At 68.9% G+C, this 25,442-nt stretch carries 26 protein-coding genes; 11 read left to right on the plus strand and 15 right to left on the minus strand.

What is annotated here, in order from left to right:
- Positions 1-3 precede the first annotated feature (3 nt).
- On the minus strand, positions 4-399 hold the full coding sequence (locus tag KTN05_RS07325; protein ID WP_217328726.1) for a cupin domain-containing protein: 396 nt from the start codon (positions 397-399) through the stop codon (positions 4-6).
- 66 nt (positions 400-465) lie between these two features.
- Entirely contained in the window at positions 466-2,388 is a 1,923-nt protein-coding gene (locus KTN05_RS07330) for a potassium transporter Kup (RefSeq protein WP_217328727.1), read from the minus strand.
- Positions 2,389-2,533: 145 nt separating this feature from the next.
- Here KTN05_RS07330 and KTN05_RS07335 point away from each other — a divergent pair, with 145 nt between their 5' ends.
- Together KTN05_RS07335 and KTN05_RS07340 are read left to right on the plus strand one after the other, a co-directional pair.
- Complete coding sequence (locus KTN05_RS07335) at positions 2,534-3,859, plus strand: aspartate aminotransferase family protein (protein ID WP_217328728.1); 1,326 nt, start codon at positions 2,534-2,536, stop codon at positions 3,857-3,859.
- 127 nt (positions 3,860-3,986) lie between these two features.
- The gene (locus KTN05_RS07340; RefSeq protein WP_217328729.1) at positions 3,987-4,637 is read left to right on the plus strand and encodes a YitT family protein; all 651 of its coding nucleotides are present in this window, start codon (positions 3,987-3,989) and stop codon (positions 4,635-4,637) included.
- A gap of 3 nt (positions 4,638-4,640) precedes the next feature.
- Here KTN05_RS07340 and KTN05_RS07345 read toward each other — a convergent pair whose 3' ends face one another.
- Complete coding sequence (locus KTN05_RS07345) at positions 4,641-4,985, minus strand: arsenate reductase family protein (protein WP_254368043.1); 345 nt, start codon at positions 4,983-4,985, stop codon at positions 4,641-4,643.
- 234 nt (positions 4,986-5,219) lie between these two features.
- Between KTN05_RS07345 and KTN05_RS07350 the strand changes: the two genes are divergently transcribed.
- Complete coding sequence (locus KTN05_RS07350) at positions 5,220-5,729, plus strand: murein L,D-transpeptidase family protein (protein ID WP_217328730.1); 510 nt, start codon at positions 5,220-5,222, stop codon at positions 5,727-5,729.
- Between the two features lie 134 nt (positions 5,730-5,863).
- Here the strand turns inward: KTN05_RS07350 and KTN05_RS07355 are convergent, their stop codons facing one another.
- The 3 genes from KTN05_RS07355 to KTN05_RS07365 form a co-directional block, all read right to left on the minus strand.
- Positions 5,864-7,366 carry an NAD(P)(+) transhydrogenase (Re/Si-specific) subunit beta gene (locus KTN05_RS07355; RefSeq protein WP_217328731.1) on the minus strand — a complete coding sequence of 501 codons (1,503 nt, stop codon included), beginning with the start codon at positions 7,364-7,366 and terminating at the stop codon, positions 5,864-5,866.
- A gap of 10 nt (positions 7,367-7,376) precedes the next feature.
- Entirely contained in the window at positions 7,377-8,948 is a 1,572-nt protein-coding gene (locus tag KTN05_RS07360) for a Re/Si-specific NAD(P)(+) transhydrogenase subunit alpha (RefSeq protein WP_217328784.1), read from the minus strand.
- Positions 8,949-9,175: 227 nt separating this feature from the next.
- Positions 9,176-9,673: a hypothetical protein gene (locus KTN05_RS07365; RefSeq protein ID WP_217328732.1), complete on the minus strand. Its 498-nt coding sequence runs from the start codon at positions 9,671-9,673 to the stop codon at positions 9,176-9,178.
- A 162-nt stretch (positions 9,674-9,835) separates the two neighbouring features.
- On the opposite strand from KTN05_RS07365, the gene pepN reads away from it, so the two are divergent.
- Both pepN and KTN05_RS07375 read left to right on the plus strand, forming a co-directional pair.
- Entirely contained in the window at positions 9,836-12,397 is a 2,562-nt protein-coding gene (pepN, locus tag KTN05_RS07370; RefSeq protein WP_217328733.1) for an aminopeptidase N, read from the plus strand.
- A gap of 47 nt (positions 12,398-12,444) precedes the next feature.
- Positions 12,445-13,386, plus strand: a complete 942-nt coding sequence (locus KTN05_RS07375; protein ID WP_254368045.1) for a lysophospholipid acyltransferase family protein — start codon at positions 12,445-12,447, stop codon at positions 13,384-13,386.
- A gap of 81 nt (positions 13,387-13,467) precedes the next feature.
- Here KTN05_RS07375 and KTN05_RS07380 read toward each other — a convergent pair whose 3' ends face one another.
- The 5 genes from KTN05_RS07380 to obgE form a co-directional block, all read right to left on the minus strand.
- Positions 13,468-13,632, minus strand: a complete 165-nt coding sequence (locus tag KTN05_RS07380; protein WP_217328734.1) for a hypothetical protein — start codon at positions 13,630-13,632, stop codon at positions 13,468-13,470.
- Positions 13,633-13,792: 160 nt separating this feature from the next.
- Complete coding sequence (gene bfr, locus KTN05_RS07385; RefSeq protein WP_217328735.1) at positions 13,793-14,278, minus strand: bacterioferritin; 486 nt, start codon at positions 14,276-14,278, stop codon at positions 13,793-13,795.
- On the minus strand, positions 14,226-14,549 hold the full coding sequence (locus KTN05_RS07390; RefSeq protein ID WP_217328736.1) for a bacterioferritin-associated ferredoxin: 324 nt from the start codon (positions 14,547-14,549) through the stop codon (positions 14,226-14,228). The genes bfr and KTN05_RS07390 overlap by 53 nt, the downstream gene beginning before the upstream one ends.
- Positions 14,550-14,621: 72 nt before the next feature.
- Positions 14,622-15,743, minus strand: coding sequence for a glutamate 5-kinase (gene proB / locus KTN05_RS07395; RefSeq protein WP_217328737.1), 1,122 nt, complete (start codon positions 15,741-15,743; stop codon positions 14,622-14,624).
- Positions 15,731-16,759 carry a GTPase ObgE gene (obgE, locus tag KTN05_RS07400; RefSeq protein ID WP_217328738.1) on the minus strand — a complete coding sequence of 343 codons (1,029 nt, stop codon included), beginning with the start codon at positions 16,757-16,759 and terminating at the stop codon, positions 15,731-15,733. Before obgE ends, proB begins: the two co-directional genes overlap by 13 nt.
- Positions 16,760-17,122: 363 nt before the next feature.
- Here obgE and KTN05_RS07405 point away from each other — a divergent pair, with 363 nt between their 5' ends.
- From KTN05_RS07405 to KTN05_RS07425, 5 genes are all read left to right on the plus strand, one after another.
- Complete coding sequence (locus KTN05_RS07405) at positions 17,123-18,532, plus strand: YdiU family protein (RefSeq protein ID WP_217328739.1); 1,410 nt, start codon at positions 17,123-17,125, stop codon at positions 18,530-18,532.
- A gap of 41 nt (positions 18,533-18,573) precedes the next feature.
- Positions 18,574-19,263 carry an endonuclease/exonuclease/phosphatase family protein gene (locus KTN05_RS07410; RefSeq protein ID WP_217328740.1) on the plus strand — a complete coding sequence of 230 codons (690 nt, stop codon included), beginning with the start codon at positions 18,574-18,576 and terminating at the stop codon, positions 19,261-19,263.
- A 94-nt stretch (positions 19,264-19,357) separates the two neighbouring features.
- Complete coding sequence (gene eno / locus KTN05_RS07415; protein WP_217328741.1) at positions 19,358-20,635, plus strand: phosphopyruvate hydratase; 1,278 nt, start codon at positions 19,358-19,360, stop codon at positions 20,633-20,635.
- A gap of 26 nt (positions 20,636-20,661) precedes the next feature.
- The gene (locus tag KTN05_RS07420) at positions 20,662-21,225 is read left to right on the plus strand and encodes a nitroreductase (protein ID WP_217328742.1); all 564 of its coding nucleotides are present in this window, start codon (positions 20,662-20,664) and stop codon (positions 21,223-21,225) included.
- The gene (locus KTN05_RS07425) at positions 21,222-21,914 is read left to right on the plus strand and encodes an EI24 domain-containing protein (protein ID WP_371823294.1); all 693 of its coding nucleotides are present in this window, start codon (positions 21,222-21,224) and stop codon (positions 21,912-21,914) included. The genes KTN05_RS07420 and KTN05_RS07425 overlap by 4 nt, the downstream gene beginning before the upstream one ends.
- On the opposite strand, the gene KTN05_RS07430 is transcribed toward KTN05_RS07425, so the two are convergent.
- Together KTN05_RS07430 and mce are read right to left on the minus strand one after the other, a co-directional pair.
- A complete protein-coding gene (locus KTN05_RS07430; protein ID WP_217328743.1) occupies positions 21,895-22,164 on the minus strand; it encodes a DUF1467 family protein in 270 nt (89 codons plus the stop codon). The genes KTN05_RS07425 and KTN05_RS07430 overlap by 20 nt on opposite strands.
- On the minus strand, positions 22,164-22,568 hold the full coding sequence (mce, locus tag KTN05_RS07435) for a methylmalonyl-CoA epimerase (protein ID WP_217328744.1): 405 nt from the start codon (positions 22,566-22,568) through the stop codon (positions 22,164-22,166). The genes KTN05_RS07430 and mce overlap by 1 nt, the downstream gene beginning before the upstream one ends.
- A gap of 173 nt (positions 22,569-22,741) precedes the next feature.
- Here mce and KTN05_RS07440 point away from each other — a divergent pair, with 173 nt between their 5' ends.
- Positions 22,742-23,473 carry a response regulator gene (locus tag KTN05_RS07440; protein WP_217328745.1) on the plus strand — a complete coding sequence of 244 codons (732 nt, stop codon included), beginning with the start codon at positions 22,742-22,744 and terminating at the stop codon, positions 23,471-23,473.
- Here the strand turns inward: KTN05_RS07440 and KTN05_RS07445 are convergent.
- Both KTN05_RS07445 and KTN05_RS07450 read right to left on the minus strand, forming a co-directional pair.
- Positions 23,433-24,230 carry a GNAT family N-acetyltransferase gene (locus KTN05_RS07445; RefSeq protein WP_254368046.1) on the minus strand — a complete coding sequence of 266 codons (798 nt, stop codon included), beginning with the start codon at positions 24,228-24,230 and terminating at the stop codon, positions 23,433-23,435. The genes KTN05_RS07440 and KTN05_RS07445 overlap by 41 nt on opposite strands.
- Positions 24,231-24,260: 30 nt before the next feature.
- Complete coding sequence (locus tag KTN05_RS07450) at positions 24,261-25,430, minus strand: DUF1501 domain-containing protein (RefSeq protein ID WP_217328746.1); 1,170 nt, start codon at positions 25,428-25,430, stop codon at positions 24,261-24,263.
- Positions 25,431-25,442: the final 12 nt, after the last annotated feature.

Below are 25,442 nucleotides of genomic sequence, written 5' to 3' on the forward strand. Positions count from 1 at the left end.
CCGTCAGCTGCCGTAGTCGGCCTCGGACACCGGCTCGAACCACTCGGCGGCGCTGCCGTCCTGCTTTTCCTGAATGGCGATGTGGGTCATGGCGCTGTCGGGCGCGGCCCCGTGCCAGTGGCGCTCGCCCGGCTCGATCCACACCACGTCGCCCGGCCCGATCTCCTGCACCGGCTGGCCGGCAAGCTGAGCCCGGCCCCGTCCGGTCAGCACGACCAGGGTCTGCCCCAGCGGATGGGTGTGCCACGCGGTCCGCGCGCCGGGCTGGAAGGTGACGCTGCTTGCCGCGACGCGCGCGGGATCCGGCGCGTCGATCAGGGCCTCGATCCTCACGTCGCCGGTGAACCATTGCGGATTGCCGGGCTTCGCGGGGCGGTCCTTTCCCGTGACGATCTTCATGGCGGGCTCCTTTCGCTGCGAACACCGGGACAGCGCCCTTGTGCGGCCAAGGGTTCCGCCGCGCGGTCAGATATTGATCTGCTGCCCCAGCTCGACCACCCGGTTCGTCGGCAGGCGGTAGAAGTTCGTCGGCTCGGACGCCTGCCGGTAAAGCCCCGCATAAAGCCGCGCCGCCCAGAGCGGCATCAGCCGCCCCTTGCCCACCCGCAGCGAGCGGCGGTTGAGGAAGAACGAGGTCGCCATGACGTCGAAGCTGTGCCCGTATTCCTTCGCGCCCGCCAGCGCGCGGGGCACGTTGGGCTGCTCCATATAGCCGAAGCGCAGCCAGACGCGCCAGAAGCGGGGGCCGATCGTCTCGATCCGCAGGCGTTCCCCGGCGGGCACGCGCGGCGTCGTCTGGACCTCGACCGTGACGATGAAGTTCCGGTCGTGCAGCACGCGGTTGTGCTTGAGGTTGTGCATCAGCGCGGGCGGCGCGGTCATCGGGTCGGCGGTCAGAAAGACGGCCGTGCCCGGCACGATCACCGGCGGGCTGGCCGTCAGCCTGTCCGCGACAAGCTGCATCGCCACCGAGTCGCCCGTCAGCCGCCTTTGCAGCAGCGTGGTGCCGCGCACCCATGTGACCATGAACGTCACCACGACGGACGCAAACAGCAGCGGCACCCAGCCGCCGTCCAGCACCTTGAGGATGTTGGCGAGGAAGAACACCAGCTCCAGCCCGAGGATCGGCAGCATGATCCCCAGCACCAGCGGCCAGCGCCAGGCATGGCGGAAGACGATGATGGCGAGGATCGAGGTGATGACCATGTCGCCCGTCACCGCGATGCCATAGGCGCTGGCGAGCCGGGCCGAGGAGCCGAAGGACAGCACCAGCGCGCAGACCCCCGCCATCAGGATGATGTTGACCCGCGGCAGGTAGATCTGCCCCCGCTGCGTGTCGGAGGTGTGCCGGATCTCCAGCCGCGGCAGCAGGCCGAGCTGCACCGCCTGCGCCGCGACCGAGAACGCGCCCGAAATGACCGACTGGCTGGCGATCACCGTCGCGGCCGTCGCCAGAAGCACCAGCGGCAGCGTGAACCACGCAGGCGCCATCAGGAAGAACGGGTTCGCCGCCGTCTCGGGGTGCGACAGCACCATCGCCCCCTGCCCCAGATAGCTCAGCGTCAGCGCCGGAAAGACGACGGCGAGCCACGAGATGCGGACCGGCCGCTTCCCGAAATGGCCCATGTCGGCGTAAAGCGCCTCGGCCCCCGTCACGGCGAGAAACACCGACCCCATGACCGGCAGCGCCCCGAAGCCGTTTCCTGCCACGAACCCCGCCGCCCGCAACGGGTTCAGCGCCTGCATGATCCGCGCATCGTCCAGCATGTGCGAGGCGCCAAGCACCGCCATCGCCGCGAACCACGCCAGCATGACCGGCCCGAACAGGCGCGAGACCGCCTCGGTCCCGCTCCGCTGCACCCAGAACAGCGCGATCACGATCAGCAGCGTGACCGGCACCACCCAGCCCTGAAAGCCGGGAACGACCAGCGTCATCCCCTCGACCGCCGACAGCACCGACATGGCGGGGGTGATCATGGAATCGCCGAAGAACAGCGAAACGCCGACGATCCCGGTCAGATACAGCCACCATGTCCGCCGGTGCAGCGCCCCCTGCGCCTTGGCGACCAGCGACAGCGTCCCGCCCTCGCCATTGTTGTCGGCCCGCAGGATCAGGACGACATACTTGGTCGTCACGATCAGGAAGACCGTCCAGAACAGCAGCGACACGATCCCGATCACGGCGGTTTCCACCATGTGATGCTCATGCGCGTGGACCAGCCCCTCGCGCAGCGCATAGAGCGGCGAGGTGCCGATATCGCCATAGACGACCCCGAGACACGAGACCACCAGCGCCGCGCGGGTGGTCTTCGGGTGCGGATCGGGATGGAATGTCGGCTGATCCGGCGAACGCCGGGGGTCGGCCCCGGCGGACGAAAGCTCGGACATGATGCGGCGGCCTCGCCTGCTGAACCCGCGTTGTCTGCGCCCGCGCGGCGATTCTCGCAAGGGGTTTGATGGGGCGGGGCCGTCCGGCTTGACTGGCGGCCTGCGGCTGCTAGCGTCCCTCAGACCCGCCGATTTGAGGACCGCCATGCCCCTGGACCGCAAGCCCGCCCCGAACGACCTGCGCGCGTTCTGGATGCCCTTCACGGCAAACCGCCAGTTCAAGGCGCAGCCGCGGATGCTCGTCTCGGCGAAGGACATGCACTACACCGCCGCCGAGGGTCAGCAGATCCTCGACGGGACGGCGGGCCTGTGGTGCTGCAACGCGGGCCATTGCCGCCCGCGCATCACCGAGGCGATCTCGGACATGGCGGGCACGCTGGACTACGCCCCCGCCTTCCAGGTTGGTCACCCCACGGCGTTCGAACTTGCCAACCGCCTCGTGGACATCGCGCCCGAAGAAATGGAGCATGTGTTCTACTGCAACTCCGGCTCGGAAGCGGTGGACACGGCGCTGAAGATCGCGCTGGCCTATCACCGCGCCCGCGGTGAGGGGCAGCGGACCCGGCTGATCGGACGCGAGCGCGGCTATCACGGCGTCGGCTTCGGCGGCATTTCGGTCGGCGGCATCGTCAGCAACCGCCGCTTCTTCGGCACGGCGCTGAACGGCGTGGACCACCTGCCCCACACCCATCTGCCGGAAAACCGCATGACGCGCGGCCAGCCGGAACACGGCGCGCATCTGGCCGACGAGTTGGAGCGGCTGGTCGCCCTGCACGGCGCGGAAACCATCGCCGCCGTGATCGTCGAACCGATGGCCGGATCGACCGGCGTGCTGCTGCCGCCCAAAGGCTATCTGCAACGGCTGCGCGAGATCACCCGCAAGCATGGCATCCTGCTGATCTTCGACGAGGTCATCACCGGCTTCGGCCGCCTCGGCTCGCCCTTCGCGGCGCAGCATTTCGGCGTCGTGCCGGACATGATCACCTGCGCCAAGGGCCTGACCAACGGCGTGATCCCCATGGGCGCCGTTCTGACCAGCGCCGCCATCCACGACGCCTTCATGAACGGGCCGGAGCATGTGATCGAACTGTTCCACGGCTACACCTATTCCGGCAACCCGATCTCGTCCGCCGCCGCCATCGCGACGCTGGATACCTATGCCGAGGAAGGGCTGCTCACCCGCGCATCCTCGCTTGAGACATACTGGGAAGACGCGCTGCACGGCCTCGCCGATCACCCGCATGTGGTGGACATCCGCAACATGGGCCTGATCGGCGCGGTGGAGCTTGCGCCGATCGACGGCCAGCCGGGCAAGCGCGGTATGGACGCCTTCGTCAAGGCGTTCGAGGCGGGCATCCTGATCCGCGTGACCGGCGACATCATCGCCCTGTCCCCGCCGCTCATCATTTCGGAAGCGCAGATCGATGAGCTGATCGACACGCTCGGACGGGTGCTGAAGGGCGACGCGTGAGCCGCTGATCCTGCGAGAGCATCGGCCTGGGCGGCCCGCGCGAACGCACCACCGCCCATACCAGGCGTCAGGTCGGGCGAGGCGGCGCTTGCCATGGCCGCATCGCCGCGGCTAACTCGCGCTCGCCATGACCGAACGCGCCCTCCCCCCCGACACCGGCCCGATTCCGCTGCCCCTGCCCAGCCGCGCGCCGCCCCATTCGACGTGGGAGGACGCGCAGGGCCTCGCCTATGGCAGCTTCGTCGCCGCCGCGAGCCTCGTGCTGCTGACGCATCTGGGCTTCGTCACGGGTCAGACGGCGGGCGCGGCGGTGCTGGTCTCCTACGCGACCGGCTGGGCGTTCGGGCCGGTGTTCTTCATCATCAACCTGCCCTTCTACTGGCTGGGCTATCGCCGTTTCGGCCGCGCCTTCGTCGTGAAAAGCTTCATCGCCGTGGCGCTGCTGTCGGCCCTGACCATGTGGTTGCCGGGACGGCTGGTCTTCGGCCATGTCGATCCGCTGGTCGGCGCGCTGCTGACCGGCGGCATGACAGGCAGCGCGCTGCTGGCGCTGTTCCGCCATGGCGCAAGCCTTGGCGGCATCGGCATCGTCGGGCTGTATGTGCAGGACGCGACGGGCTTCCGCGCCGGCTGGGTGCAGCTGATCTTCGACGCGGCGCTGTTCGCGCTGGCGCTACTGGTGCGCGATCCGGTGACGGTCGCGTGGTCGTTCATCGGCGCGGTGGCGCTGAACCTCGTGATCGCCGTCAACCACCGCCGCGACCGTTACCTCGGCTGAGGCTCAGACCGGCACGTCCAGCGCCCGCTTGACGTTCGCCGTCCAGCCCAGCAGCCGCTCATCCCCCGCAGCGATCGCCGGCCGCTTGATGAGCGATGGCTTCGCCGCCAGCATCGCCGCCGGCTCGGCGGCCCGCTCCTCCTCGGACATGCCGCGCCAGGTCAGGCTCGCGCGGTTCACCAGCTTCTCGCCGAACTTGTCCAGCAGCGCCTGCCAGCCGGCTTCGTCCAGCGGGTCGGTCTTCACGTCGCGGAACTCGATCTCCCAGCCCGCCTCTTCCAGCGCAGACTGCGCCTTCTGGCAGGTCGAGCAATGCGACAGCCCATACATCTTCAACGCGCGCGCCATGGGTCCGCTCAGATGCCGGGGATCAGCGGCACGCCGCCGCAAGCGGCGAGCGCCAGCAGCGCAGAGAGGGCAATCAGGGTCTTCATCGGTCGTCTCCTTCGCGGGTGTGGGCGGCCAGTCTGCCACCGATCGCAGGGGCGCGCCACCGCCCCGCTCATCCTTTCGTGAACCGCGGCTCGGTTGCCTCGCAGGACCAGTGTGGCACAAGCTGGGGAAAACGGGACAGGCGGACAGATGCGCAAGACATTCAAGCTGACGGCGGCGGCGCTGATGCTGGCGATCGTCGCCTCATGCGGGCCGAGCAAGTTCAAGACCTATGACGGCCCGCCGGTCACCCAGGTCGTCGTGAACAAGAACGCCCGCCAGATGCTGTTCTTCAGCGGGTCGAGGATCATCGCCGCCTATAACGTGGGCCTCGGCAACGAGCCGGTGGGGCACAAGCAGTACTCGGGCGACGGCAAGACGCCGGAAGGGCTCTACTACATCGACCGCCGCAATCCCGAGAGCCGCTACCACCTGTCCATCGGCGTCTCCTACCCGAACACGCAGGACGCGGCCTTCGCGCTGAGCCAGGGCAAGCATCCCGGCGGGGACATCTTCATCCACGGCCAGGGGCCGGAGGGCAAGGTGCTCGCCCCCCACAACCGCGACTGGACCGCCGGCTGCATCGCCGTGACGGATGCCGAGATGGAGGACATCTACGCCATGGTCCGCGACGGCACCCCGATCATCATCAATCCCTGACGATCCCCGCCGAAGCCCCCAGGCATCTTCTGTCCACAAATATCCCGGGGGTTCGGGAGCTGGCCCCCGATCCGGCCCCCCAAAAGAAAACCCCCGCCGAAGCGGGGGTTTTTTCGTCCCATGCGCTAGATGCGTCACTCGATCATGGGCAGCAGCGCATCGACCGACTTCTTGGCGTCGCCATAGAACATCCGCGTGTTCTCCTTGTAGAAGAGCGGGTTCTCGATCCCCGAATAGCCGGTGCCCTGACCGCGCTTGCTGACGAAGACGTTCTTGGCTTTCCAGACCTCCAGCACCGGCATCCCGGCGATGGGCGAGTTCGGGTCCTCCTGCGCGGCGGGGTTCACGATGTCGTTCGAGCCGATGACGATCACCACATCCGTGTCGGGGAAATCCTCGTTGATCTCGTCCATTTCCATGACGATGTCGTAAGGCACCCTTGCCTCGGCCAGCAGCACGTTCATGTGCCCCGGCAGGCGCCCGGCGACCGGGTGGATGGCGAAGCGCACCTCCTTGCCGGCATCGCGCAGCTTGCGGGTCAGTTCGCTGACCGACTGCTGCGCCTGCGCCACGGCCATGCCGTAGCCCGGCACGATGACGACGCTGTCGGCGTCGTTCAGCGCGGCGGCCACACCCTCGGCGTCGATGGCGACCTGCTCGCCCTCGATCTCCATCGCCGGCCCCGCTTCGCCGCCGAAGCCGCCCAGGATCACGCTGATGAAGCTTCGGTTCATCGCGCGGCACATGATGTAGGACAGGATCGCACCGGACGAGCCGACCAGCGCGCCGGTCACGATCAGCAGGTCGTTCGACAGGGTGAAGCCGATCATCGCCGCGGCCCAACCGGAATAGCTGTTCAGCATCGACACCACGACCGGCATGTCGGCCCCGCCGATGCCCATGATGAGATGCCAGCCGATGAAGCCCGCGATCAGCAGCAGGATCAGCAGCCACAGCATCGCCGGGCCCCAGCCCGTCACGTAGAGGATCATCAGCAGCAGCGACAGCAGCGCCGCGCCGAGATTGACCATGTGGCCGCCCTTCAGCTTCTTCGGTTTGCCGTCGATCCTTCCGGCCAGCTTGCCATAGGCCACGATCGAGCCGGTGAAGGTCACCGCGCCGATGAAGACCCCCAGCGCCACCTCGATCTTGAGCATCGCGATCTCGGCCGGGGTCTTGTGGGCCAGCATCAGCGCGAAGCCGTGGAAGGGCTCGACCGCCTCGCTCGCGCGGGCGCGGATCACGCGGCCCAGTTCGATCTGCGCGTTCAGGCCGATGAACACGGCGGCAAGGCCGACGAGGCTGTGCATCGCCGCGATGAGCTGCGGCATCTCGGTCATCTGCACCCGCTTGGCGAGCACGACGCCCACGGCAGCGCCGATGGCGATCATGATGACCGACAGCCACCAGTTGCCCCAGCCGGGGCCGAACAGCGTCGCCAGCACGGCAAGCGCCATGCCGACGATGCCATACCAGATGGCGCGTTTGGCGCTTTCCTGGCCGGACAGCCCGCCGAGCGCGAGGATGAACAGCACCGCCGACACGACATAGGTGGCCGTGGTGAAGGCATAAGCCGGCAGGACGGGAAGGACGGGAAGGACCGCGGCGGGCGCGGTGGTGATCACGGTGGTCTCCATCGACGCCCCCTTACGACTTCTGGAACATGGCGAGCATCCGGCGCGTGACCAGGAAGCCCCCGAAGATATTGATCGCGGTCATCAGCACCGCGAGCGCCGCCAGCAGCACGACCCAGAACGAGCCCGAGCCGATCTGAAGCAGCGCGCCCAGGATCACGATCGACGAAATCGCGTTGGTGATGGCCATCAGCGGCGTGTGCAGCGAATGGGCGACGTTCCAGATCACCTGGAAGCCGACGAAGCAGGCCAGCACGAAGACGATGAAATGCGACAGGAACGAGGCCGGGGCGAACAGCCCGATGAGCAGCATCACCACCGCGCCCACCACCAGCGTCCCGACCTGCGAGCGGGTCTGCTTGCGGAACGCGGCGTGTTCGTTCGCGCGCCGCTCCTCGACCGTCAGTTCGCGCGGCCGCTCCTTCGGCTTGGCTGCGGCGATGGCCTGGATCTTGGGCGGCGGCGGGGGGAAGGTGATCTCGCCCCGGTGGGTCACGGTCGCGCCGCGGATCACGTCGTCGTCCATGTTGTGGACGACCACGCCGTCCTTGGCCGGCGTCAGGTCCGCGATCATGTGGCGGATGTTGTTGCCGTAAAGCTCGGACGACTGCGCCGCCATGCGCGACGGGAAGTCGGTATAGCCGATGACGATGACGCCGTTATCCGTCACCACCCGCTCGTCCGGCACGGTGAGGTCGCAGTTGCCGCCCCGTTCCGCGGCAAGGTCCACGACCACGCTGCCGGGCTTCATCGCCGCCACCATGTCCGCGGTCCACAGCTTCGGCGCGGGCCGTCCGGGGATCAGCGCCGTGGTGATGACGATGTCCATGTCGGGCGCAAGCTCGCGGAACTTCTCGAGCTGCTTGGCGGCGAATTCCGGGCTGGAGGGCTTGGCGTAGCCGCCGGTCTCCGCCCCGTCCTGACTGTCCTGGAAGTCGAGAAAGACGAACTCGGCCCCCATCGATTCGATCTGCTCGGCCACTTCCGGGCGGACGTCGAAGGCATGGACCTGGGCGCCAAGCGACGTGGCCGCGCCGATCGCGGCAAGGCCAGCCACACCCGCGCCGACGACCAGCACCTTGGCCGGGGGCACCTTGCCCGCCGCCGTCACCTGGCCGGTGAAGAAACGGCCGAAATTGTTCGCCGCCTCGATCACCGCGCGGTAGCCCGCGATGTTCGCCATCGAGGACAGCGCGTCCATCTTCTGCGCGCGGGAGATGCGCGGCACCATGTCCATGGCGATGGCGTTGACGCCCTGCGCGCGGGCACGCTCCAGCAGATCCGCGTTCTGGCCGGGATAGAAGAACGAGATGATCGTCTGGTCGGGGCGCAGCAGCTCAAGCTCCGCCTCGGTCGGGGGGCGGACCTTCACGACCGTATCGACCGCCGCCGCCAGCGCCTCGGCGGTCGGCAGCACGGTGACGCCGGCGCCCGTATAGAGCGCGTCCGAGAAACCGGCGCGTTCACCGGCGCCCGATTGGACGAAGACCTCGTGCCCCAGCTTCTGCAGATGCGTGGCCGACGACGGGGTGACGGCGACCCGCGCCTCACCTTCGGTCGTTTCCTTCCAAGCGCCAATCTTCACCGGCATGCCTCCCCCGTTTCGGAAATACGGATTTTTGTAGAGGCCGCACCACCCGGAAACAAGCCGTCGCGGCGCGCGGCCCGGCAAGTGTTGCAGCACGGGCCCGCAATCCGTGTGCATCAAGGGCGGGCCAGCCGGGCGCGGCACGGAAAAAGCCGCAGCGCGGGCAGCGCTGCGGCGTCATGCTGACCGCCCGTCAGGGCGTCGGTTCGATCGCGGACCCGCGCTCAGTTCGCGGTGGCGGGCGCGGCCGGCTCGACAGGAACGGTCGTGGTGGTGACGTTCGCGTCGGTGTCGGCAGCCGGGGCATCCAGCGGCGGGGTCACGGCCTCGGTCTCGACGGTGGTGCTTTCGACCACGGCGGCATCGTCGGTCACCGGTTCGATCGTGGTCGCGGTGGTCTCGTTCACGGCGGTGCCGGGCGTGTCGGTGGTCGCCGGATCGGCCACGGTGGTCGATTCGGTCGTGGTCACGACCGGCACATCGGTGGTGGTGGTCGTGGTGGCCGCATCTTCGACGACGACATCGTCATTGCCCATGAAGGTGGACAGCAGCCACCAGGCCAGAGCGAGCGCCAGCAGGATGCCGATGATGAGCGGCCAGGGCGAGGACTTCTTCTCGACCGGCTCGACATAGGTCTCGGTCACGACCGTGTTGCGGCCGGCCGGGTCGGTGGTGCGGTCCGCGTCGGTGCGGCGGGGGTCGTTCGGATCGTAGTTGGCCATGACAGCACTCCTCGAAAATCAAATTGCGACGTGCGCGGCCTGAGAACTGGTGTCCGGCGGCCAACCGCGCGGGCACCGGCTTGCGAGCCGGCTATCCTGCGCTTAACACATCGTGAAACCACAAGTTCCGCTTGTGCCACATTTTTTCCGGGAGTGCTTCCGATGGCAACAACCCGCCGACTGGCCGACTGGCGGCCTTATCCCTTCGCCCTGACGGAAACCCGGCTGCGCTTCGACATCGCGCCGCTCGGCACCCGCGTCGAGGCGGAACTGAACTTCCTGCCGCACGGGCGCGGGGCGGATCTGGTGCTGGACGGGGCCGGCCTGCGGACCCTCGACATCGCCATCGACGGGGTCGAGCCCCCGCCGGACGCCATCACCATGGACGGCGAGACGCTGACCATCTCGGCCGATGCGCTGCCGCACCGCCGCTTCACCCTTTCCACCACCGTCGAAATCCACCCCGAGCGGAACACCGCGCTGGAGGGGCTGTATCTGTCCGGCGGCATCTTCTGCACCCAGTGCGAGGCCGAAGGTTTCCGCCACATCACCTGGTATCCCGACCGGCCCGACGTGATGGCGCCGTTCCGCGTCCAGATCCGCTCGGATCTGCCGGTGCTGCTGTCGAACGGAAACCCCGACGCAGCCGAGCCGGGGCTGGTCGAGTGGCACGATCCCTGGCCCAAGCCCAGCTACCTTTTCGCCCTCGTCGCGGGCGATCTGGAGGCGCTGGAGGACCGGTTCACCACCATGACCGGGCGCGAGGTCGCGCTGAACGTCTGGGTGCGCCCCGGCGACCTGCCCCGCGCGGGGTTCGCCATGGAGGCGCTGAAGAAGTCGATGGCCTGGGACGAGCGCGTCTATGGCCGCGAATACGATCTGGACGTGTTCAACATCGTCGCCGTGGACGATTTCAACATGGGCGCGATGGAGAACAAGGGGCTGAACATCTTCAACTCCAAGCTGGTGCTCGCCTCACCGGAAACCGCCACCGATACGGATTACGAGCGGATCGAGGCGGTGATCGCGCATGAGTATTTCCACAACTGGACCGGCAACCGCATCACCTGCCGCGACTGGTTCCAGCTCTGCCTGAAGGAAGGGCTGACGGTCTTCCGCGACCAGCAGTTCACGTCGGACGTGCGCTCGGCGGCGGTGAAGCGGATCGAGGACGTGGTGACGCTGCGCGCCCGGCAGTTCCGCGAGGATGCGGGGCCCCTCGCGCACCCGCCCCGGCCCGACCACTACGAGGAAATCAACAATTTCTACACCGCCACCGTCTATGAAAAGGGCGCCGAGGTCATCGGGATGCTCAAGCGTCTCGTCGGAGACGGCAACTACAAGGCGGCGCTCGATCTCTATTTCGACCGTCATGACGGGCAGGCCTGCACGATCGAGGACTGGCTCAAGGTGTTCGAGGACACGACCGGCCGCGACCTGACGCAGTTCAAGCGCTGGTATACCGACGCCGGCACCCCGCGGCTGAAGCTGGTCGAGGAGTGGGACGAGGCGGCGGGCCGCCTGGCGCTGCGCTTTTCGCAATCGACCCGCCCGACGCCCGGCCAGCCCGACAAGCCGCCGCGCGTGATCCCGATCGCCCTCGGGCTCATCTCGCAGAACGGCGACGAGGTGCTGCCGACGCAGGTGCTGGAGATGACGGAAGCCGAGCAGGAATGGAGCTTCGACGGCCTCGGCGCACGGCCCGTCGCCTCGCTGCTGCGCGGTTTCTCGGCTCCGGTGACGGTCGAGCGGCAGATCGGCCGGGCCGAACGCGCGGTGCTGCTGGCCCACGACACGGACCCCTTCGCCCGCTGGGAGGCGGGGCACGACCTCGCGATGGACTCGCTGGTGGCAAAAACAACGGGCGGCGAGTCCGACCCCGCTTTCAGCCATTCGCTGGGCGGGCTGCTGGCCGACGCGGGCCTCGACCCGGCCTTCATCGCGCTGATCCTGCGCCTGCCGTCCGAGGACGCCATCGCCACCGAGATCGCCGCGCAGGGCGGCGTGCCCGACCCCGATTCCATCCACAAGGCCCGCGAGGCGCTGGCGGCGGAACTCGCGGCCCGACACAAGGGCGTGCTTGAGCAGATTTATGCCGAGATGGACGTCGCGGCGCCCTATGAGCCGGACGCCGGTCAGGCCGGCGCCCGCAGCCTGCGGCTCGCCGCGCTGGCGCTGCTGTCGCGGCTGGACGGCGGCGCGCGGGCGCAGAGCCTGTGGGACAGCGCCGGCAACATGACCGAGAAGATGGGCGCGCTGGCGGACCTCGTCCGCGCAGGACGCGCGGACGGCGCACTGGCCGAGATGGAGGCGCGTTTCGGGGCCAACCGCCTCGTCATGGACAAGTGGTTCATGGTGCAGGTCCAGGCCGCCCCGCCTGAAAAGGCGATCGAAATCGCCCGCGGGTTGGCGGAACGCCCGGATTTCGAGTGGACGAACCCCAACCGCTTCCGCTCGCTCATCGGCGGTTTTGCGGCCAATCACGCGGCGTTCCATGCGGCGGACGGGTCGGGCTACGGCTTCGTCGTGGACTGGCTGATCCGCCTCGATCCGGCAAACCCGCAGACGGCGGCGCGGATGCTGTCGGTCTTCGAGACCTGGGCCCGCTTCGACGCGCAGCGCCGCGAACGTGCCCGTGCGGCGCTGTCGCGGCTGGCGGCGCTTCCGGGGCTGTCCCGCAACAGTTCCGAGATGGTCACGCGCATTCTCGCCGCAGGCGCCTGACCCGCCTTGCAGCCGCTTTCACGCAGGGCGATAATTGACGGACGATGATGGACCACTCGCCAGATGATCACGCGGCGCGGCTGCCGGCCCGCGTGGAGATGCAGCAACGCCTCGATCCGCTGATCGAGGAGCGGGCGCCGTGGTTTTTTTCCGGCAAGCCCCATCACACGCTCGCCAAGGCGCTGATGATGCGCCTGCTGCGCTATCCGCGCACGATGGATCTGGCGACCGAGTGCCGCGACCTGCCCACCGAAGAGATCATGCGCCGCATCTCGGCGCTGATCGTGCGCGACCTGCGCATCGACGGGCTGGAGAATATCCCCGCGACCGGCCCGGCGCTGATCGTGTCGAACCATCCGACCGGCATCGCCGACGGGATCGTGCTGCATGCGGTGGTCTCGGCGGTCCGCGACGATCTGTTCATCTACGCCAACCACGACATGATCCGCGTCCTGCCCCAGACCGAGGAGCTGATCGCCCCGGTCGAATGGCGGGTCGAAAAGCGCAGCCACGCCAAGACCAAGGCGACGATGGACTACACCCGCGCCGCGCTGGGTCAGGGGCGGATCGGGCTGATCTTCCCGTCGGGGCGGCTGGCCAAGCGGCGCGGGCTGACGCTGCACGAGCGGCCGTGGATGGCATCCGCGGTGATGATCGCCCGCAAGTTCGGGGCGCCGGTCATCCCGCTGCATGTGCGGGCGCGCAACTCGGCGCTGTTCTACCTGCTGGACGCGATCCACCCGACGCTGCGCGACGTGACCCTGTTCAACGAGGTGCTGAACAAGGCGGGCCACACCTACCGCATCACGGTGGGCAGCGCGATCGACCCGGCGACGCTGCCCAAGAACTCCGAAGAGGGGATCGCCCGGCTGCGGCAGGCGGTTCTGGACCTGCCCCCGCCCGGTCCCAACGCCGCCCATATGTCGCATCTGCGCGAAGTGCGCCGCCGCCGCCGCGCCGAGTTGCGCCATATGCCGGAGAAAAGCTGAGCCGCTAGTCGCGCTCGTAGGCGAACCAGAAGCACCGGGCGATGCCCCCGCCGCCGCCGATGTTTCCGCGGGTGGACCAGATCAGTTGGCCAGCAAGCCGCCTGTGCCCGAGGATACCCCCGCAAGAAACCCGCGCACCAGCGTCTTTGCCGCACCCAAGCCCAGCGCGTCGCCGTAGCTTTCCCGCGCCTTTGCCGGAAGGTCGGGCGGTTCATGGTCATCGACCTTGATCTGCGCGACGCTCATCTGCCGTTCCCCGCTTGCCTTAGGGCGGAACGGCCAGAGAAGTGGGGGGTTCCGCGCAAGGACGATGCGGGAGCGTCCAGCGCGGTGCCGCCGCGCGGGTCATGGGGCGGGTCATGCCGGGCGGGGGCGGCTGTGCGCGACCGGACCCCGCCCGAATCGTTCACTCGACCTTGTCGGCGCTCTTGGCGTTCAGCAGGCCGTAGTTCTGGCCGCCGATCTCGTCGAACAGCTGGAGCTGGGTTTCGAGGAAGTCGATGTGCCCTTCCTCGTCCTCGATCAGGTCATCGAACAGCGATTTCGACACCTGGTCGTTCACCTCCGAGCAGTATTGCCGCGCTTCCATGTAAAGCTTGCGGGCGTCGTGCTCGGCGGCGAGGTCGGCCTCCAGCGTCTCGCGCAGGGTCTGGCCGATCCGCAGCGGGTCCAGCTTCTGAAGATTCGGATGACCCTCCAGGAAGATGATCCGCTGGATCAGCCGGTCGGCGTGGTTCATTTCCTCGATCGACTCGGCACGGGACTTGTCGGCGATTTTGCCGTAGCCCCAGTCCTCCTGCAGCCGATAGTGCAGCCAGTACTGGCTGACCGCGGTCAGTTCAGACCGCAGTGCGCTGTTCAGATACTCGATGACCTTGGGATCGCCCTTCATTCCGTTCTCCTGCAACATTCATTCGCATGTTGCGGAGGATGGCCGGAACCTCGCGCGGCGGCAAGGCGTCGCAGGACGGGACGGCAAAGCCGGGGGCGCTGCGCATGGACGACACGAACAGCGACATGCAGCCGCCGCAATCGGCCCGCTTGCCGAGAGCGTGGTAGATCTTGCCGGGGGTGACGACGGTGTCAGGGTCCGATGCCCGCATCCAGGCAACGGTTGCGCGGATATCGCGGTCGCTGATTCCCTGACAGTGACAGATCAACATGGGATGTCGCCCCCTGGCTGTGCCTTGGAACCGATATCCTACTGAAACCATCAGGTGTCAAGATCGCAGGCTTCACGCCCGCTCGACCACCATGTCGTCGCGGTGGATCAGGGCGGCGCGGGGGTCGTAGCCGAGGATCGCCGCGATCTCGTCGCTGCGCCGCCCGGCGATCCGGCGGGTCTCGGCCGAATCGTAGCGGGCCAGCCCCTGCCCCACGGCCGCGCCGTGATCGTCGCGGATCACCACCGGATCGCCGCGCCCGAAGCTGCCTGCAACGGTGACGACGCCCGCGGGCAACAGCGACTTGCCCTGCGACAGCGCCCGAACGGCACCGGCGTCCACCACCAGCTCGCCGCGCGGCTTCATCGCCGCGATCCAGCGCTTGCGGGCGGCCTGCGGATCGCCCTCGGGCAGGAACCACGTCACCCGCGCCCCGTCCGCCACCGCGGACAGGGGGCGTTCGACCGAACCCTCGGCAATCGCCATCGCGCAGCCGCCCGAGACGGCGGTGCGGGCGGCCATCAGCTTGGTCTTCATCCCGCCCTTGCTCAGCCCGCTGACCGGATCGCCGCCCATGGCGTCGATCTCGGCGGTGAGATGCTCGACCACGGGGATGTGGCGGGCTTCCGGGTCGGTCTTGGGGTTGGCGGTGTAAAGCCCGTCCACGTCCGACAGCAGCAGCAACTGATCCGCGCCGCAGGTGACGGCGATCTGCGCCGCCAGACGGTCGTTGTCGCCGAAGCGGATCTCGTCGGTGGCGACGGTGTCGTTCTCGTTGACGATCGGCACCACGCCGAGGGACAGCAGCGTTTCCATGGTCGCGCGGCTGTTGAGATAGCGGCGGCGGTTCTGCGAATCCTCCAGTGTGACCAGCACCTGCGCGGTGGTGACGCCATGCGGGGCCAGCATCTCCTCATATGCGCGGGCGAGGCGGATCTGGCCCACGGCGGCGGCGGCCTGCGACTGTTCCAGCGTCAGCGGACCCAAAGGCAGGTCCAGCACCCGCCGCCCCAGCGCGATGGAGCCGGAGGAGACGAGGATCACGTCCACCCCCTGCCTGCGCCAGTCCGCCACGTCGTCGCAGAGGCCGTGCAGCCACCCCGCCCGCAGCCCGCCGTCATCGACCAGCAGCGCGCTGCCGATCTTGATGACCAGACGGCGGACCTTCGTGATGTCGGGAATCAGGGCTGCCATGTTCCCTGATCCTTCGGCTCCGCGCGGCGGGTCGGCTCGATCCGGGTCCAGAGCGTGCGCAGCACCTCGGTCACGCCCTGCTTGGAGACGCCGGACATGGTCAGCACCTCGCCGCCGGTCTCGTCCTCCAGCGCCGCGCGGCGCTCCGCGATGGTCTCGTCGTCCAGCGCGTCGATCTTGTTCAGAACGGTGACGCGCGTCTTCTCGGCCAGGATCGGGGAATAGGCTTCAAGCTCGGTCAGGATGGTCCGCGCGTCGGCGGCCACGTCCTCGGACGTGCCATCCACCAGATGCAGCAGCACGTTCGAGCGTTCCACATGGCCGAGAAACTGGTCGCCGAGGCCCCTGCCCTCGCTCGCCCCTTCGATCAGGCCCGGAATGTCGGCCATCACGAACTCATGCCCGTCGATGCCGACCACGCCGAGATTGGGGACCAAGGTGGTGAACGGATAATCCGCGATCTTGGGCCGCGCGTTCGACACCGCGGCAAGGAAGGTGGACTTGCCCGCATTCGGCAGCCCCACGAGCCCCGCATCCGCGATCAGCTTCAGCCGCAGCCACAGGGTCCGCTCGATCCCCTCCTGCCCCGGATTGGCGCGGCGCGGGGCGCGGTTGGTCGAGGTCTTGAAATGCAGGTTGCCGAAGCCGCCATTGCCGCCCTTGGCCAGCAGGATGCGCTGGCCGACTTCGGTCAGGTCGGCGATGACGGTTTCCTGATCCTCGTCGAGGATTTCCGTCCCGACCGGCACCTTCAGCACGATGTCGTCGCCGCTCGCGCCCGTGCGCTGCGCGCCCATGCCGTGCTGGCCGGACTTGGCGAAGAAATGCTGCTGATAGCGGAAATCGATGAGCGTGTTCAGCCCCTCGACGCCCTCGGCCCAGACATCGCCGCCGCGCCCGCCGTCGCCGCCATCGGGGCCGCCATACTCGATGAACTTCTCGCGCCGGAAGGACACCGCCCCCGCTCCGCCGCCGCCCGAGCGGATATAGACCTTGGCGAGGTCGAGGAATTTCATCGGTTGCGCCCCTTCATACCAGCAGACATGGGTAATACGGGGCGCGTTTTCGCGCAACCAGATCGGGCAATCGGGATTTCCGCGCCAAAATCAGCGGTTTGCCCGACCATGGGCGGGAACTTGCAGCCATAACGGCACGTTGGCGGACATGGGTGCCCTCGGGCCGCAACCTCTCTCAAGGAAGAACTTCATGAACTCGATCATCTATATCGTCGGCCTTGTGGTCGTGGTGCTTGTCATCCTGTCGCTGCTCGGGCTGCGCTGAAGATTACCCCTCGTGCCGAAGCAAAGCCCGCCGCACCCCGGCGGGCTTTTTCGCGCCGCCATCTTCCAAACCGCACCCGGCGATCCCAGATCAACGCCATGACAGCACCGCGTTTCGATAACAGCTATGCCCGGCTCGGGCCCGGTTTCTTCTCGCGAACCCCGCCCACCCCGGTCGGCGATCCGGCGCTGGTCGCGCTGAACCGCCCGCTGGCCGAGCGGCTGGGGCTGGACGCCGAGTGGCTTTCGGGTCCCGAGGGTGTCGCCATGCTGGCCGGCAATGCCGTGCCGCAAGGGGCCGAGCCCATTGCGCAGGCCTATGCCGGCCATCAGTTCGGCGGGCTGGTGCCCCAGCTTGGCGACGGGCGGGCGGTGCTGCTGGGCGAGGTCTTGGCACCGGACGGCGCGCGCTTCGACATCCAACTCAAGGGCTCCGGCCCGACGCCGTTCTCGCGCCGGGGCGACGGGCGGGCCTGGCTCGGCCCAGTGCTGCGCGAATATCTCGTCAGCGAGTTCATGTTCGCCGCGGGCGTCCCCACCACCCGCGCGCTGGCCGCCGTCACCACCGGCGAGACGGTGCTGCGCGAATCCGCCCTGCCCGGCGCGGTACTGACGCGCGTCGCCTCCAGCCATGTCCGCGTCGGCACGTTCGAGTTCTTTGCCATCCGTGGCGACGCCGAGCGGCTACAGCAACTGGCCGATCACGTCATCGCGCGGCACTATCCGGGCGCATCCGGCGCGATGGACCTGCTGCGGGCGGTCGTCGCGCGGCAGGCGGAAACCGTCGCGCAATGGATGGCGCTGGGGTTCATCCACGGCGTGATGAACACCGACAACATGGCCGTGTCGGGCGAGACGATCGACTACGGCCCCTGCGCGTTCATGGACGGCTATCACCCGGACACGGTGTTTTCCTCGATCGACCGGGGGGGCCGTTATGCCTGGTCCGAACAGCCGCGCGTGGCGGTGTGGAACCTTGCGCAGCTGGCAAGCTGCCTGATCCCGGTCATGGGCGAGGAGCAGCAGGCCGTGGCCGAGGCGACCACCATCGTCCACGCCTTCCCCGAGCTTTACCAGTTTGCCTGGCTGCGCCGCTTCGGCGCGAAACTCGGGCTTTCGGACCCCGCGCCGGAAGATCGCGCGCTGATCGAGCGGCTGCTGGACGTCATGGCCGCGCAGCAGGCCGATTTCACCCGCGTCTTCCGCGGCCTCGTCACCGGCGAAGCGGCGGCGGAGTTCACCGACCCGGAGCCGTTCAAGGCATGGGCGGCCGACTGGCGCGCACGGAACCCCGACCCGGACCTCGCCGCCCGCGCGAACCCTGCCCGCATCCCGCGCAACCACCGCATCCAGCAGGTGATCGACGCCGGGGTGGGCGGCGATTTCGCGCCCTTCCACCGGCTGAACGAGGCGCTGGCCCTGCCCTTCGACGCCCGCCCCGAATGGGACGACCTGTCCCTGCCCCCGAGCGCCGGGCAGGAGGTGCGCGTGACCTTCTGCGGCACCTGAATGCTGGCGTTTCCCTGCGTGACGATGGCACAAACGGCGGCATGAAGTTCAGACTGGCCAGCTATAACCTGCACAAGTGCCGGGGCATGACCGGCCCGCACGCGCCCGAGCGGAACCTGGCCGTGATCGCCGACATGCAGGCCGACATCGTGGCATTGCAGGAAGTGGATTTCCGCTTCGGCGCCCGGCCCGAGGCGCTGCCGCGCGCCCTGATCGCGGACATGACCGGGCTGGTTCCGGCCCCCCATGTCGGCACCAGCCCGCAATCGCTCGGCTGGCACGGCCAGACGCTGCTGCTGCGGCCCGAACTGGCCGAACAGGCGCGGCTGCGCCGCCTGCCGCTGCCGGGGATCGAGCCGCGCGGTGCGCTCGCGCTGATGCTGCCGGAACTGACGGTGGTGGCGATCCATCTGGGCCTCGCCCGTTCGTCCCGGCGGGCGCAGCTGGCGCGGCTGATCGCCAAGGCGGCGCGGATCGGGTCCGAGGCGCTGGTGCTGACCGGCGATTTCAACGAATGGCGCGACGACCGGGGGCTGGAATCCCTGCAACCGCTGGACGTGATCGCGCCGGGGCCAAGCTGGCCCGCGCCGTTTCCGCAGCTTCGCTATGACCGGATCGCGGTCTCTCCCCGGCTGCGGGTGGTGCAGGCGGCGGTGCATGACACGCCGCTGGCCCGCCGCGCGTCCGACCACCTGCCGATCTGGGCCGACCTCGAACCCCACTCCGGTTAGCGGTGCGCCTTATTGCTCGCCTGCGGCTCGACGGCCTTTCCCCTTGGAGACGCGCCGGTTACAACCCCGCAAACCCCTTGACCGGAGCGCGCCCATGACCGCCATCATCGACATCTTCGCCCGCGAAATCCTCGACAGCCGCGGCAACCCGACCGTCGAGGTCGATGTGACGCTGGAAGACGGCACGATGGGCCGCGCCGCCGTGCCGTCGGGCGCGTCCACCGGGGCGCATGAGGCGGTGGAGAAGCGCGATGGCGACAAGGGCCGCTATCTCGGCAAGGGCGTGCTGGAAGCAGTCGCCGCCGTCAACGGCGAGCTGGCGGAAAACCTCGTGGGCGAGGACGCGACCGAGCAGCTGGCCATCGACCGGCTGATGATCGAGCTGGACGGCACCCCGAACAAGGGCCGTCTGGGTGCGAACGCGATCCTCGGCGTCTCGCTGGCGGTCGCCAAGGCCGCGGCGGACGCGACCGGCCAGCCGCTCTATCGCTATGTCGGCGGCACGGGCGCGCGCATCCTGCCGGTGCCGATGATGAACATCATCAACGGCGGCGAACACGCCGACAACCCGATCGACATCCAGGAATTCATGATCATGCCGGTGTCGGCGGAGAACATCCGCGAGGCCGTCCGCATGGGGTCCGAGGTGTTCCACACGCTGAAGAAGGAACTGCTCACCGCGGGGCTGTCCACCGGCATCGGCGACGAGGGCGGGTTCGCGCCCGACCTCTCCTCGGCCCGCGACGCGCTGGACTTCATCCTGAAGGCCATCGAGAAGGCCGGCTACACGCCCGGCGACGACATCATGCTGGCGCTCGACTGCGCCGCGACGGAATATTTCAAGGGCGGCCGCTACGAGATGACCGGCGAGGGCAGGTCGCTGACCGCCGCCGAGAACGTGGACTACCTCGCCGCGCTCTGCGCCGACTACCCGATCCTGTCGATCGAGGATGGCTGCGCCGAGGATGACTGGGAGGGTTGGCGCCTGCTGACCGAGCGTCTGGGCGGCTCGGTCCAGCTGGTCGGCGACGACCTGTTCGTCACCAACCCCGAGCGTCTGGCCGAGGGGATCGCCAAGGGCTGCGGCAACTCGCTGCTGGTCAAGGTGAACCAGATCGGCACCCTGTCGGAAACGCTGGACGCGATCCGCATGGCCGACCGCGCGGGCTACACCTCGGTGATGTCGCACCGCTCGGGCGAGACCGAGGACGCGACCATCGCCGATCTCGCCGTCGCGACGAACTGCGGCCAGATCAAGACCGGCTCGCTCGCCCGCTCGGACCGGCTGGCGAAATACAACCAGCTGATCCGCATCGAGGAAATGCTGGGCGCGACCGCCGAATATGCCGGCCGCTCGATCCTGCGCGCCTGACCCCGCCCCTGCGACCGGAGACTGACATGGACAACGACACCCTCGATTTCCTGCGCCGCCGCCGGTCGCACCCTCCGAAGATGCTGCGGGGCCCCGCGCCCGACCGCGCGGCGCTGGAGGAACTGCTGACCATCGCCGCGCGGGTGCCCGACCACGGCAAGCTGACCCCGTGGCGCTTCGTCGTGCTGGAACGGGCCACCCTCGACCGGCTCGCCCCGCTGCTGGCCGATCACGTCACCCGCAACGGCGGCGACGAGGCGGCGGCGACCAAGGCCCGCACCGCCTTCGGCTCGCCGGTGATCGTGGCCGTGGTGTCCGCGCCGGTGGATCACCCCAAGATCCCTGAATGGGAGCAGTTCCTTTCGGCCGGGGCGGTGTCGCTGTCGCTGCTGAACGCGGCGCTGGCCGCAGGTTACGGCGCATCCTGGCTCAGCGGCCCCGCCTGCGAGGCCGCGTTCGCGCAGGCGCATCTCGGCATCCACCCGGGCGAGCGGGTCGTCGGCCTCGTCCATATCGGCACGCGCGGCGAGACCGAGATCCCCGACCGTCCGCGCGCCGACGTGCCCTCGCTGACCACCTGGCTGGCGTGAGCGCGCTTCTCGCCCTGATGCGCGGGATGTCGGACCTGTTCCGAGTTCGCATCTTCGGGGTGGTGGCGCTTGGCATGGGGCTGACGATCCTGCTGTTCGTGGCCCTGCAGGCGCTGATTTTCTGGGCGATCCGCGCTTTCGGCCCCGATCAGGTGACGGTTCCGTGGATCGGCCCGGTCGAGATCGGCGGCGCGCTGTCCTGGGGCTCGCTGGCGCTGTTCCCGGTGATCGGTTTCCTGCTGATGGCGCCCGTCGCGGCCGGCTTTGCCGGGCTGTTCAGCGAACAGGTCGCCGAAAGCGTCGAGCGCATCCACTATCCCTCGCGCGCCGGCGAGCCGACCGACTTCCTCGACGGGCTGCTGGAATCGCTGGCCGTCGTCGCTGCGGCCCTCGGCATCGCGGTGGTGCTGCTGATCGCCTCGCCCTTCCTCGGCCCGCTCGCGCCGGTCGCCTTCTACCTCGCCAACGGCTGGCTGCTGGGGCGCGAGTTCTTCGCCATGGCCGCCCGCCGCCACATGGCCGCCGATCAGGCGGACGAGCTGCGGCGGATCGAGCGGTTCAGCGTCGTCGCGCTCGGGGTCGCCATCGCCGCGCTGCTGACGGTGCCGGTGGTGAACATCGCCGTGCCCGTGCTGGCGGCGGCGTCATTCACCCACCTGTTCCACGGGCTTACACGCCCAGCGGATTGAACGCCGTCATGTCGGCGCGGGTGATGATGTCGGCGAAGATCACGAAGGCGACCACGGCGAAGATCGCCGCCGCAAGCAGCGTCGCCCAGATCATCTTGCGCCCCAGCCGCGGATTGTGCGGCGCACCGGCGGGCGTGCCGGGCACGACCTCGCCCATCTCCTCCTGGCTGCGATGACCGATCGGCAGCATGAGGAACAGGCAGAGGAACCAGAGAGTCGCGAAAAGCACGACGGCGGAGGTGATGGACATCAGATCTGCTCCAGTTCGATCAGGCAGCCGTCGAAGTCCTTGGGATGCAGGAACAGGACGGGCTTGCCGTGGGCGCCGATCTTCGGCTCGCCAGTGCCGAGAACGCGCGCCCCGCCGGCCTTGAGCTGGTCGCGGGCGTCGAGGATATCCTCGACCTCGTAGCACATGTGATGGATGCCGCCCGAGGGGTTCTTTTCCAGAAAGCCGGCGATCGGGCTGTTCTCGCCCAGCGGATACAGCAGCTCGATCTTGGTGTTCGGCAGTTCGATGAAGACGACGGTCACGCCGTGATCGGGCTCGTCCTGCGGCTCGCGCACCGTCGCGCCGAGCGTGTCGCGGTAGCGGGCGGCGGCCGCCTCGAGGTCCGGCACCGCGATGGCGACATGGTTGAGACGACCGATCATGGCAGTTCCTTTCCGAGCGCGTTCGGCGCAGGTTCTACGCCCCGGCGGCGCGAAGCGAAAGGGGCTTGGGGGACGCCAGCGTTAACCCCGCATTAGGCAGGGCTGAACTAACGTCACCTCATGGCCGATTCGACGCCGAAAACGTCAGGGGCCGTTGGACAGGAGGTTCGACGATGGACGACAGGACACACCCGATCACCCGCGACGACGCGGCGCCGCTGTGGCGCGCGGCCCTGCCCGGTCGGCCGCTGACCGGGCTGACCGTGCTGGTGGTCGAGGATTCGCGGCTGGCATCCGAGGCGGTGCGGCTGCTCTGCCTGCGCTCGGGCGCGCGGATCCGGCGGGCGGACAGCCTGCGCTCGGCCGGGCGGCACATGGCGGCCTATCGCCCGGCGGTGGTGATCGTCGATCTCGGCCTGCCGGACGGCAACGGGGCCGAGCTGATCCGCGCCGCGGCGGCGGCAAGCCCGCGGGTGCCGGTGCTGCTGGGCATGTCGGGCGATCCCGACAACGAGGCCGTGGCGATGGCGGCGGGGGCAGACGGGTTTCTGGCGAAGCCCGTCGAAAGCCTCGCCGCGTTCCAGCACGCGATCCTGTCGAACCTGCCGCCCGAGGCGCGGCCCACCGGGCTGCGGCTGGTGGTGGACGACACGATCATCCCCGACAGCGGCGCGCTGCGCGACGATCTGGTTCACGTGGCCGAGGTGCTGGCGACGGCGGAAAGCACCGACTGCATCGACTATATCGCCCGGTTCCTGGCGGGGGTGGCCCGGTCCTCGCACGATCCCCGGCTGGAAGATGCCGCGACCGCGCTGGCGCGCGATCATTCGGCGGGGCGGGCGCTCGCGGCGGATCTCGCGCGGATCAGCGGGCTGGTGCAGGACCGGCTGGCGGCCGTGTCCTGAGCGGCTGACCGGCCTCGGTCCGCGCCAGCTCGGCGCGGATCGCCCGGAGATCGCGGCGCTGGCGTCCCTCGGCGTCGCAGTTCGCAGGGTCCAGCCATGCCGCCTGCGCGGCGGCGATCAGCGGCCAGTCGGCATCGGTCATGGCCCACCACGCGGTGTCGCGGCTGCGGCCCCTGACGACCATGTGATTGCGGAACGTGCCCTCATAGGCGAAGCCGTAACGCTCGGCAGCCCGCATCGAAGGCGCGTTCAGGGCGTTGCATTTCCACTCGACCCGGCGATAGCCGGCACCGAACGCCCAGCCGATCATCAGCATGATCGCCTCGGACGCCGCGGGGGTCCGTTGCAGGGCGGGGGCGATCTGGATGCCGCCGATCTCGATCACGCCATTCGCGCGGTCGATCCGCATGAACGACGCCACGCCGAGCGCCCGCCCGCTGGCGGTCTCCCGCAGGGCGTAGAAGAACGGATCGCCCTTGCCCGCCGCGCCCGCCTGCCAGAGGCGATAATCTTCCAGCGTGGCGAAGGGGCCTTGGGCAAGATAGTCCCAGACCTCGTCGTGCCCCTCGTTCGCCGCGAACAGGTCAGCCGCGTGTCGGGCGGGGTCCAGCCGCTCCAGCGCCACAAACCGCCCCTCGATCCGGTCCGGTCCGGGGGCGGGCGGCGGCGTGAAGCCGATGACCGGCGGGCCGAGCGGGCGCCCCGCCGCGGCTGGCACTTCGCCGGTCATGCGGGCAGAGGCTTCACTGGCGTTCATGTCGGGGTCCTTTTGGCGGCGCGCAGCAACTCAGCGCAGGATGCGCGGATCGGGGCCCAGATCAAGGCCGGGAAAGATGGTGTCCTCGATCAGCCCCGGCGCGGTGCCGAACAGCCCCCGCATCGCCCAGCCCGCATAGGCCCGGACATCCCGCGTCGGCATCAGGTCGCGCTGCTGATACAGCGCGTCATCGGCCAGGCCCGGCCAGTCGGCATGGACGCGCCCGCCCCGGACCGCGCCCCCCGCCATCAGCATCGCCCCGCCGGTGCCGTGATCGGTTCCGGCCGAACCGTTCTCGCGCGCGGTGCGGCCGAATTCGGTCAGGGCCAGAACCGTCGTGCGGCCCCAGTTCGGCCCCAGCCTTTCCTTCAGCGCGAGGATCGTCTCGGCCAGCCCGCCCAGCGTCCGGCCCAGCACGGCACCCTGCCGCGCGTGGGTGTCCCACCCGGACAACGAGAAGGCGGCGATCCGGGTCTCGCCGTTCAGCCGGTCGGCGGCGAAGCGGGCCAGCCGCACCCCGGTCTGCCCCCTGCTGCGACCGTCGCTGCCCAGATCGAGCCCGATCTCGGCCGCGTCCGCCGCCGCCTCGCGGAACAGCGGATCGTCGTGATAGACAGCGTCCAGCAGCAGCTGCGCCTGCGCCGACAGCGCCAGCCGCGCATCGGGCGCCCAGCTGAGCGCGCGGGCCTGCCCCGACAGGATCAGCATCTGCTCGGACCCGACCGAATACGCCGTCTCGGCCTGCACCCCCGGCATCGCCTGCAGCAGCCGGTTCAGCCAGCCGCCGCGCCGGACGTCCACCGGAACGTCGTTGCCCGATCCAGCCTCCAGCACGTCCTGCCCGTCGAAATGGCTGCGCTTGTCGCGATAGGGCGTCGCGACCGCATGGGCGAAGCCCAGCTCGCCCGCCTGCCACAACGGCAGCAGCGGGGAAAGCGCGGGATGGAGGGCGTAGAAGCCATCAAGGTCGATCGCCCCCTGATCGGGCCCCGGCGACAGGCTGCGGCGCAGCGCCCGCAGGCCGGGATCGCCATAGGGCTGCACCACGTCCAGCCCGTCCATCGCCCCCCGCAAGACAATCACCACCAGCCGGTTGTCGCCGGGAACCGAGGCGAAGGTTATCGTGGACATCAGCGGATGCGCCGCCGCCGAGCAGGCGGCCATTGCGGCGGATTTCAGCAGGAAGCGGCGGCTGAGCATGGCGTCCTCCGT

Origin of the sequence: Paracoccus sp. Z118 (assembly GCF_019061185.1) — a bacterium.
GTDB lineage: Bacteria > Pseudomonadota > Alphaproteobacteria > Rhodobacterales > Rhodobacteraceae > Paracoccus.

Bases quoted from the DNA above. Each gene is read 5' to 3' on its own strand.
- KTN05_RS07325 (WP_217328726.1), bottom strand. From the start codon at position 399: ATGAAGATCGTCACGGGAAAGGACCGCCCCGCGAAGCCCGGCAATCCG.
- KTN05_RS07330 (WP_217328727.1), bottom strand. From the start codon at position 2,388: ATGTCCGAGCTTTCGTCCGCCGGGGCCGACCCCCGGCGTTCGCCGGAT.
- KTN05_RS07335 (WP_217328728.1), top strand. From the start codon at position 2,534: ATGCCCCTGGACCGCAAGCCCGCCCCGAACGACCTGCGCGCGTTCTGG.
- KTN05_RS07340 (WP_217328729.1), top strand. From the start codon at position 3,987: ATGACCGAACGCGCCCTCCCCCCCGACACCGGCCCGATTCCGCTGCCC.
- KTN05_RS07345 (WP_254368043.1), bottom strand. From the start codon at position 4,985: ATGGCGCGCGCGTTGAAGATGTATGGGCTGTCGCATTGCTCGACCTGC.
- KTN05_RS07350 (WP_217328730.1), top strand. From the start codon at position 5,220: ATGCGCAAGACATTCAAGCTGACGGCGGCGGCGCTGATGCTGGCGATC.
- KTN05_RS07355 (WP_217328731.1), bottom strand. From the start codon at position 7,366: ATGGAGACCACCGTGATCACCACCGCGCCCGCCGCGGTCCTTCCCGTC.
- KTN05_RS07365 (WP_217328732.1), bottom strand. From the start codon at position 9,673: ATGGCCAACTACGATCCGAACGACCCCCGCCGCACCGACGCGGACCGC.
- pepN (WP_217328733.1), top strand. From the start codon at position 9,836: ATGGCAACAACCCGCCGACTGGCCGACTGGCGGCCTTATCCCTTCGCC.
- KTN05_RS07375 (WP_254368045.1), top strand. From the start codon at position 12,445: ATGGACCACTCGCCAGATGATCACGCGGCGCGGCTGCCGGCCCGCGTG.
- KTN05_RS07380 (WP_217328734.1), bottom strand. From the start codon at position 13,632: ATGAGCGTCGCGCAGATCAAGGTCGATGACCATGAACCGCCCGACCTT.
- bfr (WP_217328735.1), bottom strand. From the start codon at position 14,278: ATGAAGGGCGATCCCAAGGTCATCGAGTATCTGAACAGCGCACTGCGG.
- KTN05_RS07390 (WP_217328736.1), bottom strand. From the start codon at position 14,549: ATGTTGATCTGTCACTGTCAGGGAATCAGCGACCGCGATATCCGCGCA.
- proB (WP_217328737.1), bottom strand. From the start codon at position 15,743: ATGGCAGCCCTGATTCCCGACATCACGAAGGTCCGCCGTCTGGTCATC.
- obgE (WP_217328738.1), bottom strand. From the start codon at position 16,759: ATGAAATTCCTCGACCTCGCCAAGGTCTATATCCGCTCGGGCGGCGGC.
- KTN05_RS07405 (WP_217328739.1), top strand. From the start codon at position 17,123: ATGACAGCACCGCGTTTCGATAACAGCTATGCCCGGCTCGGGCCCGGT.
- KTN05_RS07410 (WP_217328740.1), top strand. From the start codon at position 18,574: ATGAAGTTCAGACTGGCCAGCTATAACCTGCACAAGTGCCGGGGCATG.
- eno (WP_217328741.1), top strand. From the start codon at position 19,358: ATGACCGCCATCATCGACATCTTCGCCCGCGAAATCCTCGACAGCCGC.
- KTN05_RS07420 (WP_217328742.1), top strand. From the start codon at position 20,662: ATGGACAACGACACCCTCGATTTCCTGCGCCGCCGCCGGTCGCACCCT.
- KTN05_RS07430 (WP_217328743.1), bottom strand. From the start codon at position 22,164: ATGTCCATCACCTCCGCCGTCGTGCTTTTCGCGACTCTCTGGTTCCTC.
- mce (WP_217328744.1), bottom strand. From the start codon at position 22,568: ATGATCGGTCGTCTCAACCATGTCGCCATCGCGGTGCCGGACCTCGAG.
- KTN05_RS07440 (WP_217328745.1), top strand. From the start codon at position 22,742: ATGGACGACAGGACACACCCGATCACCCGCGACGACGCGGCGCCGCTG.
- KTN05_RS07445 (WP_254368046.1), bottom strand. From the start codon at position 24,230: ATGAACGCCAGTGAAGCCTCTGCCCGCATGACCGGCGAAGTGCCAGCC.
- KTN05_RS07450 (WP_217328746.1), bottom strand. From the start codon at position 25,430: ATGCTCAGCCGCCGCTTCCTGCTGAAATCCGCCGCAATGGCCGCCTGC.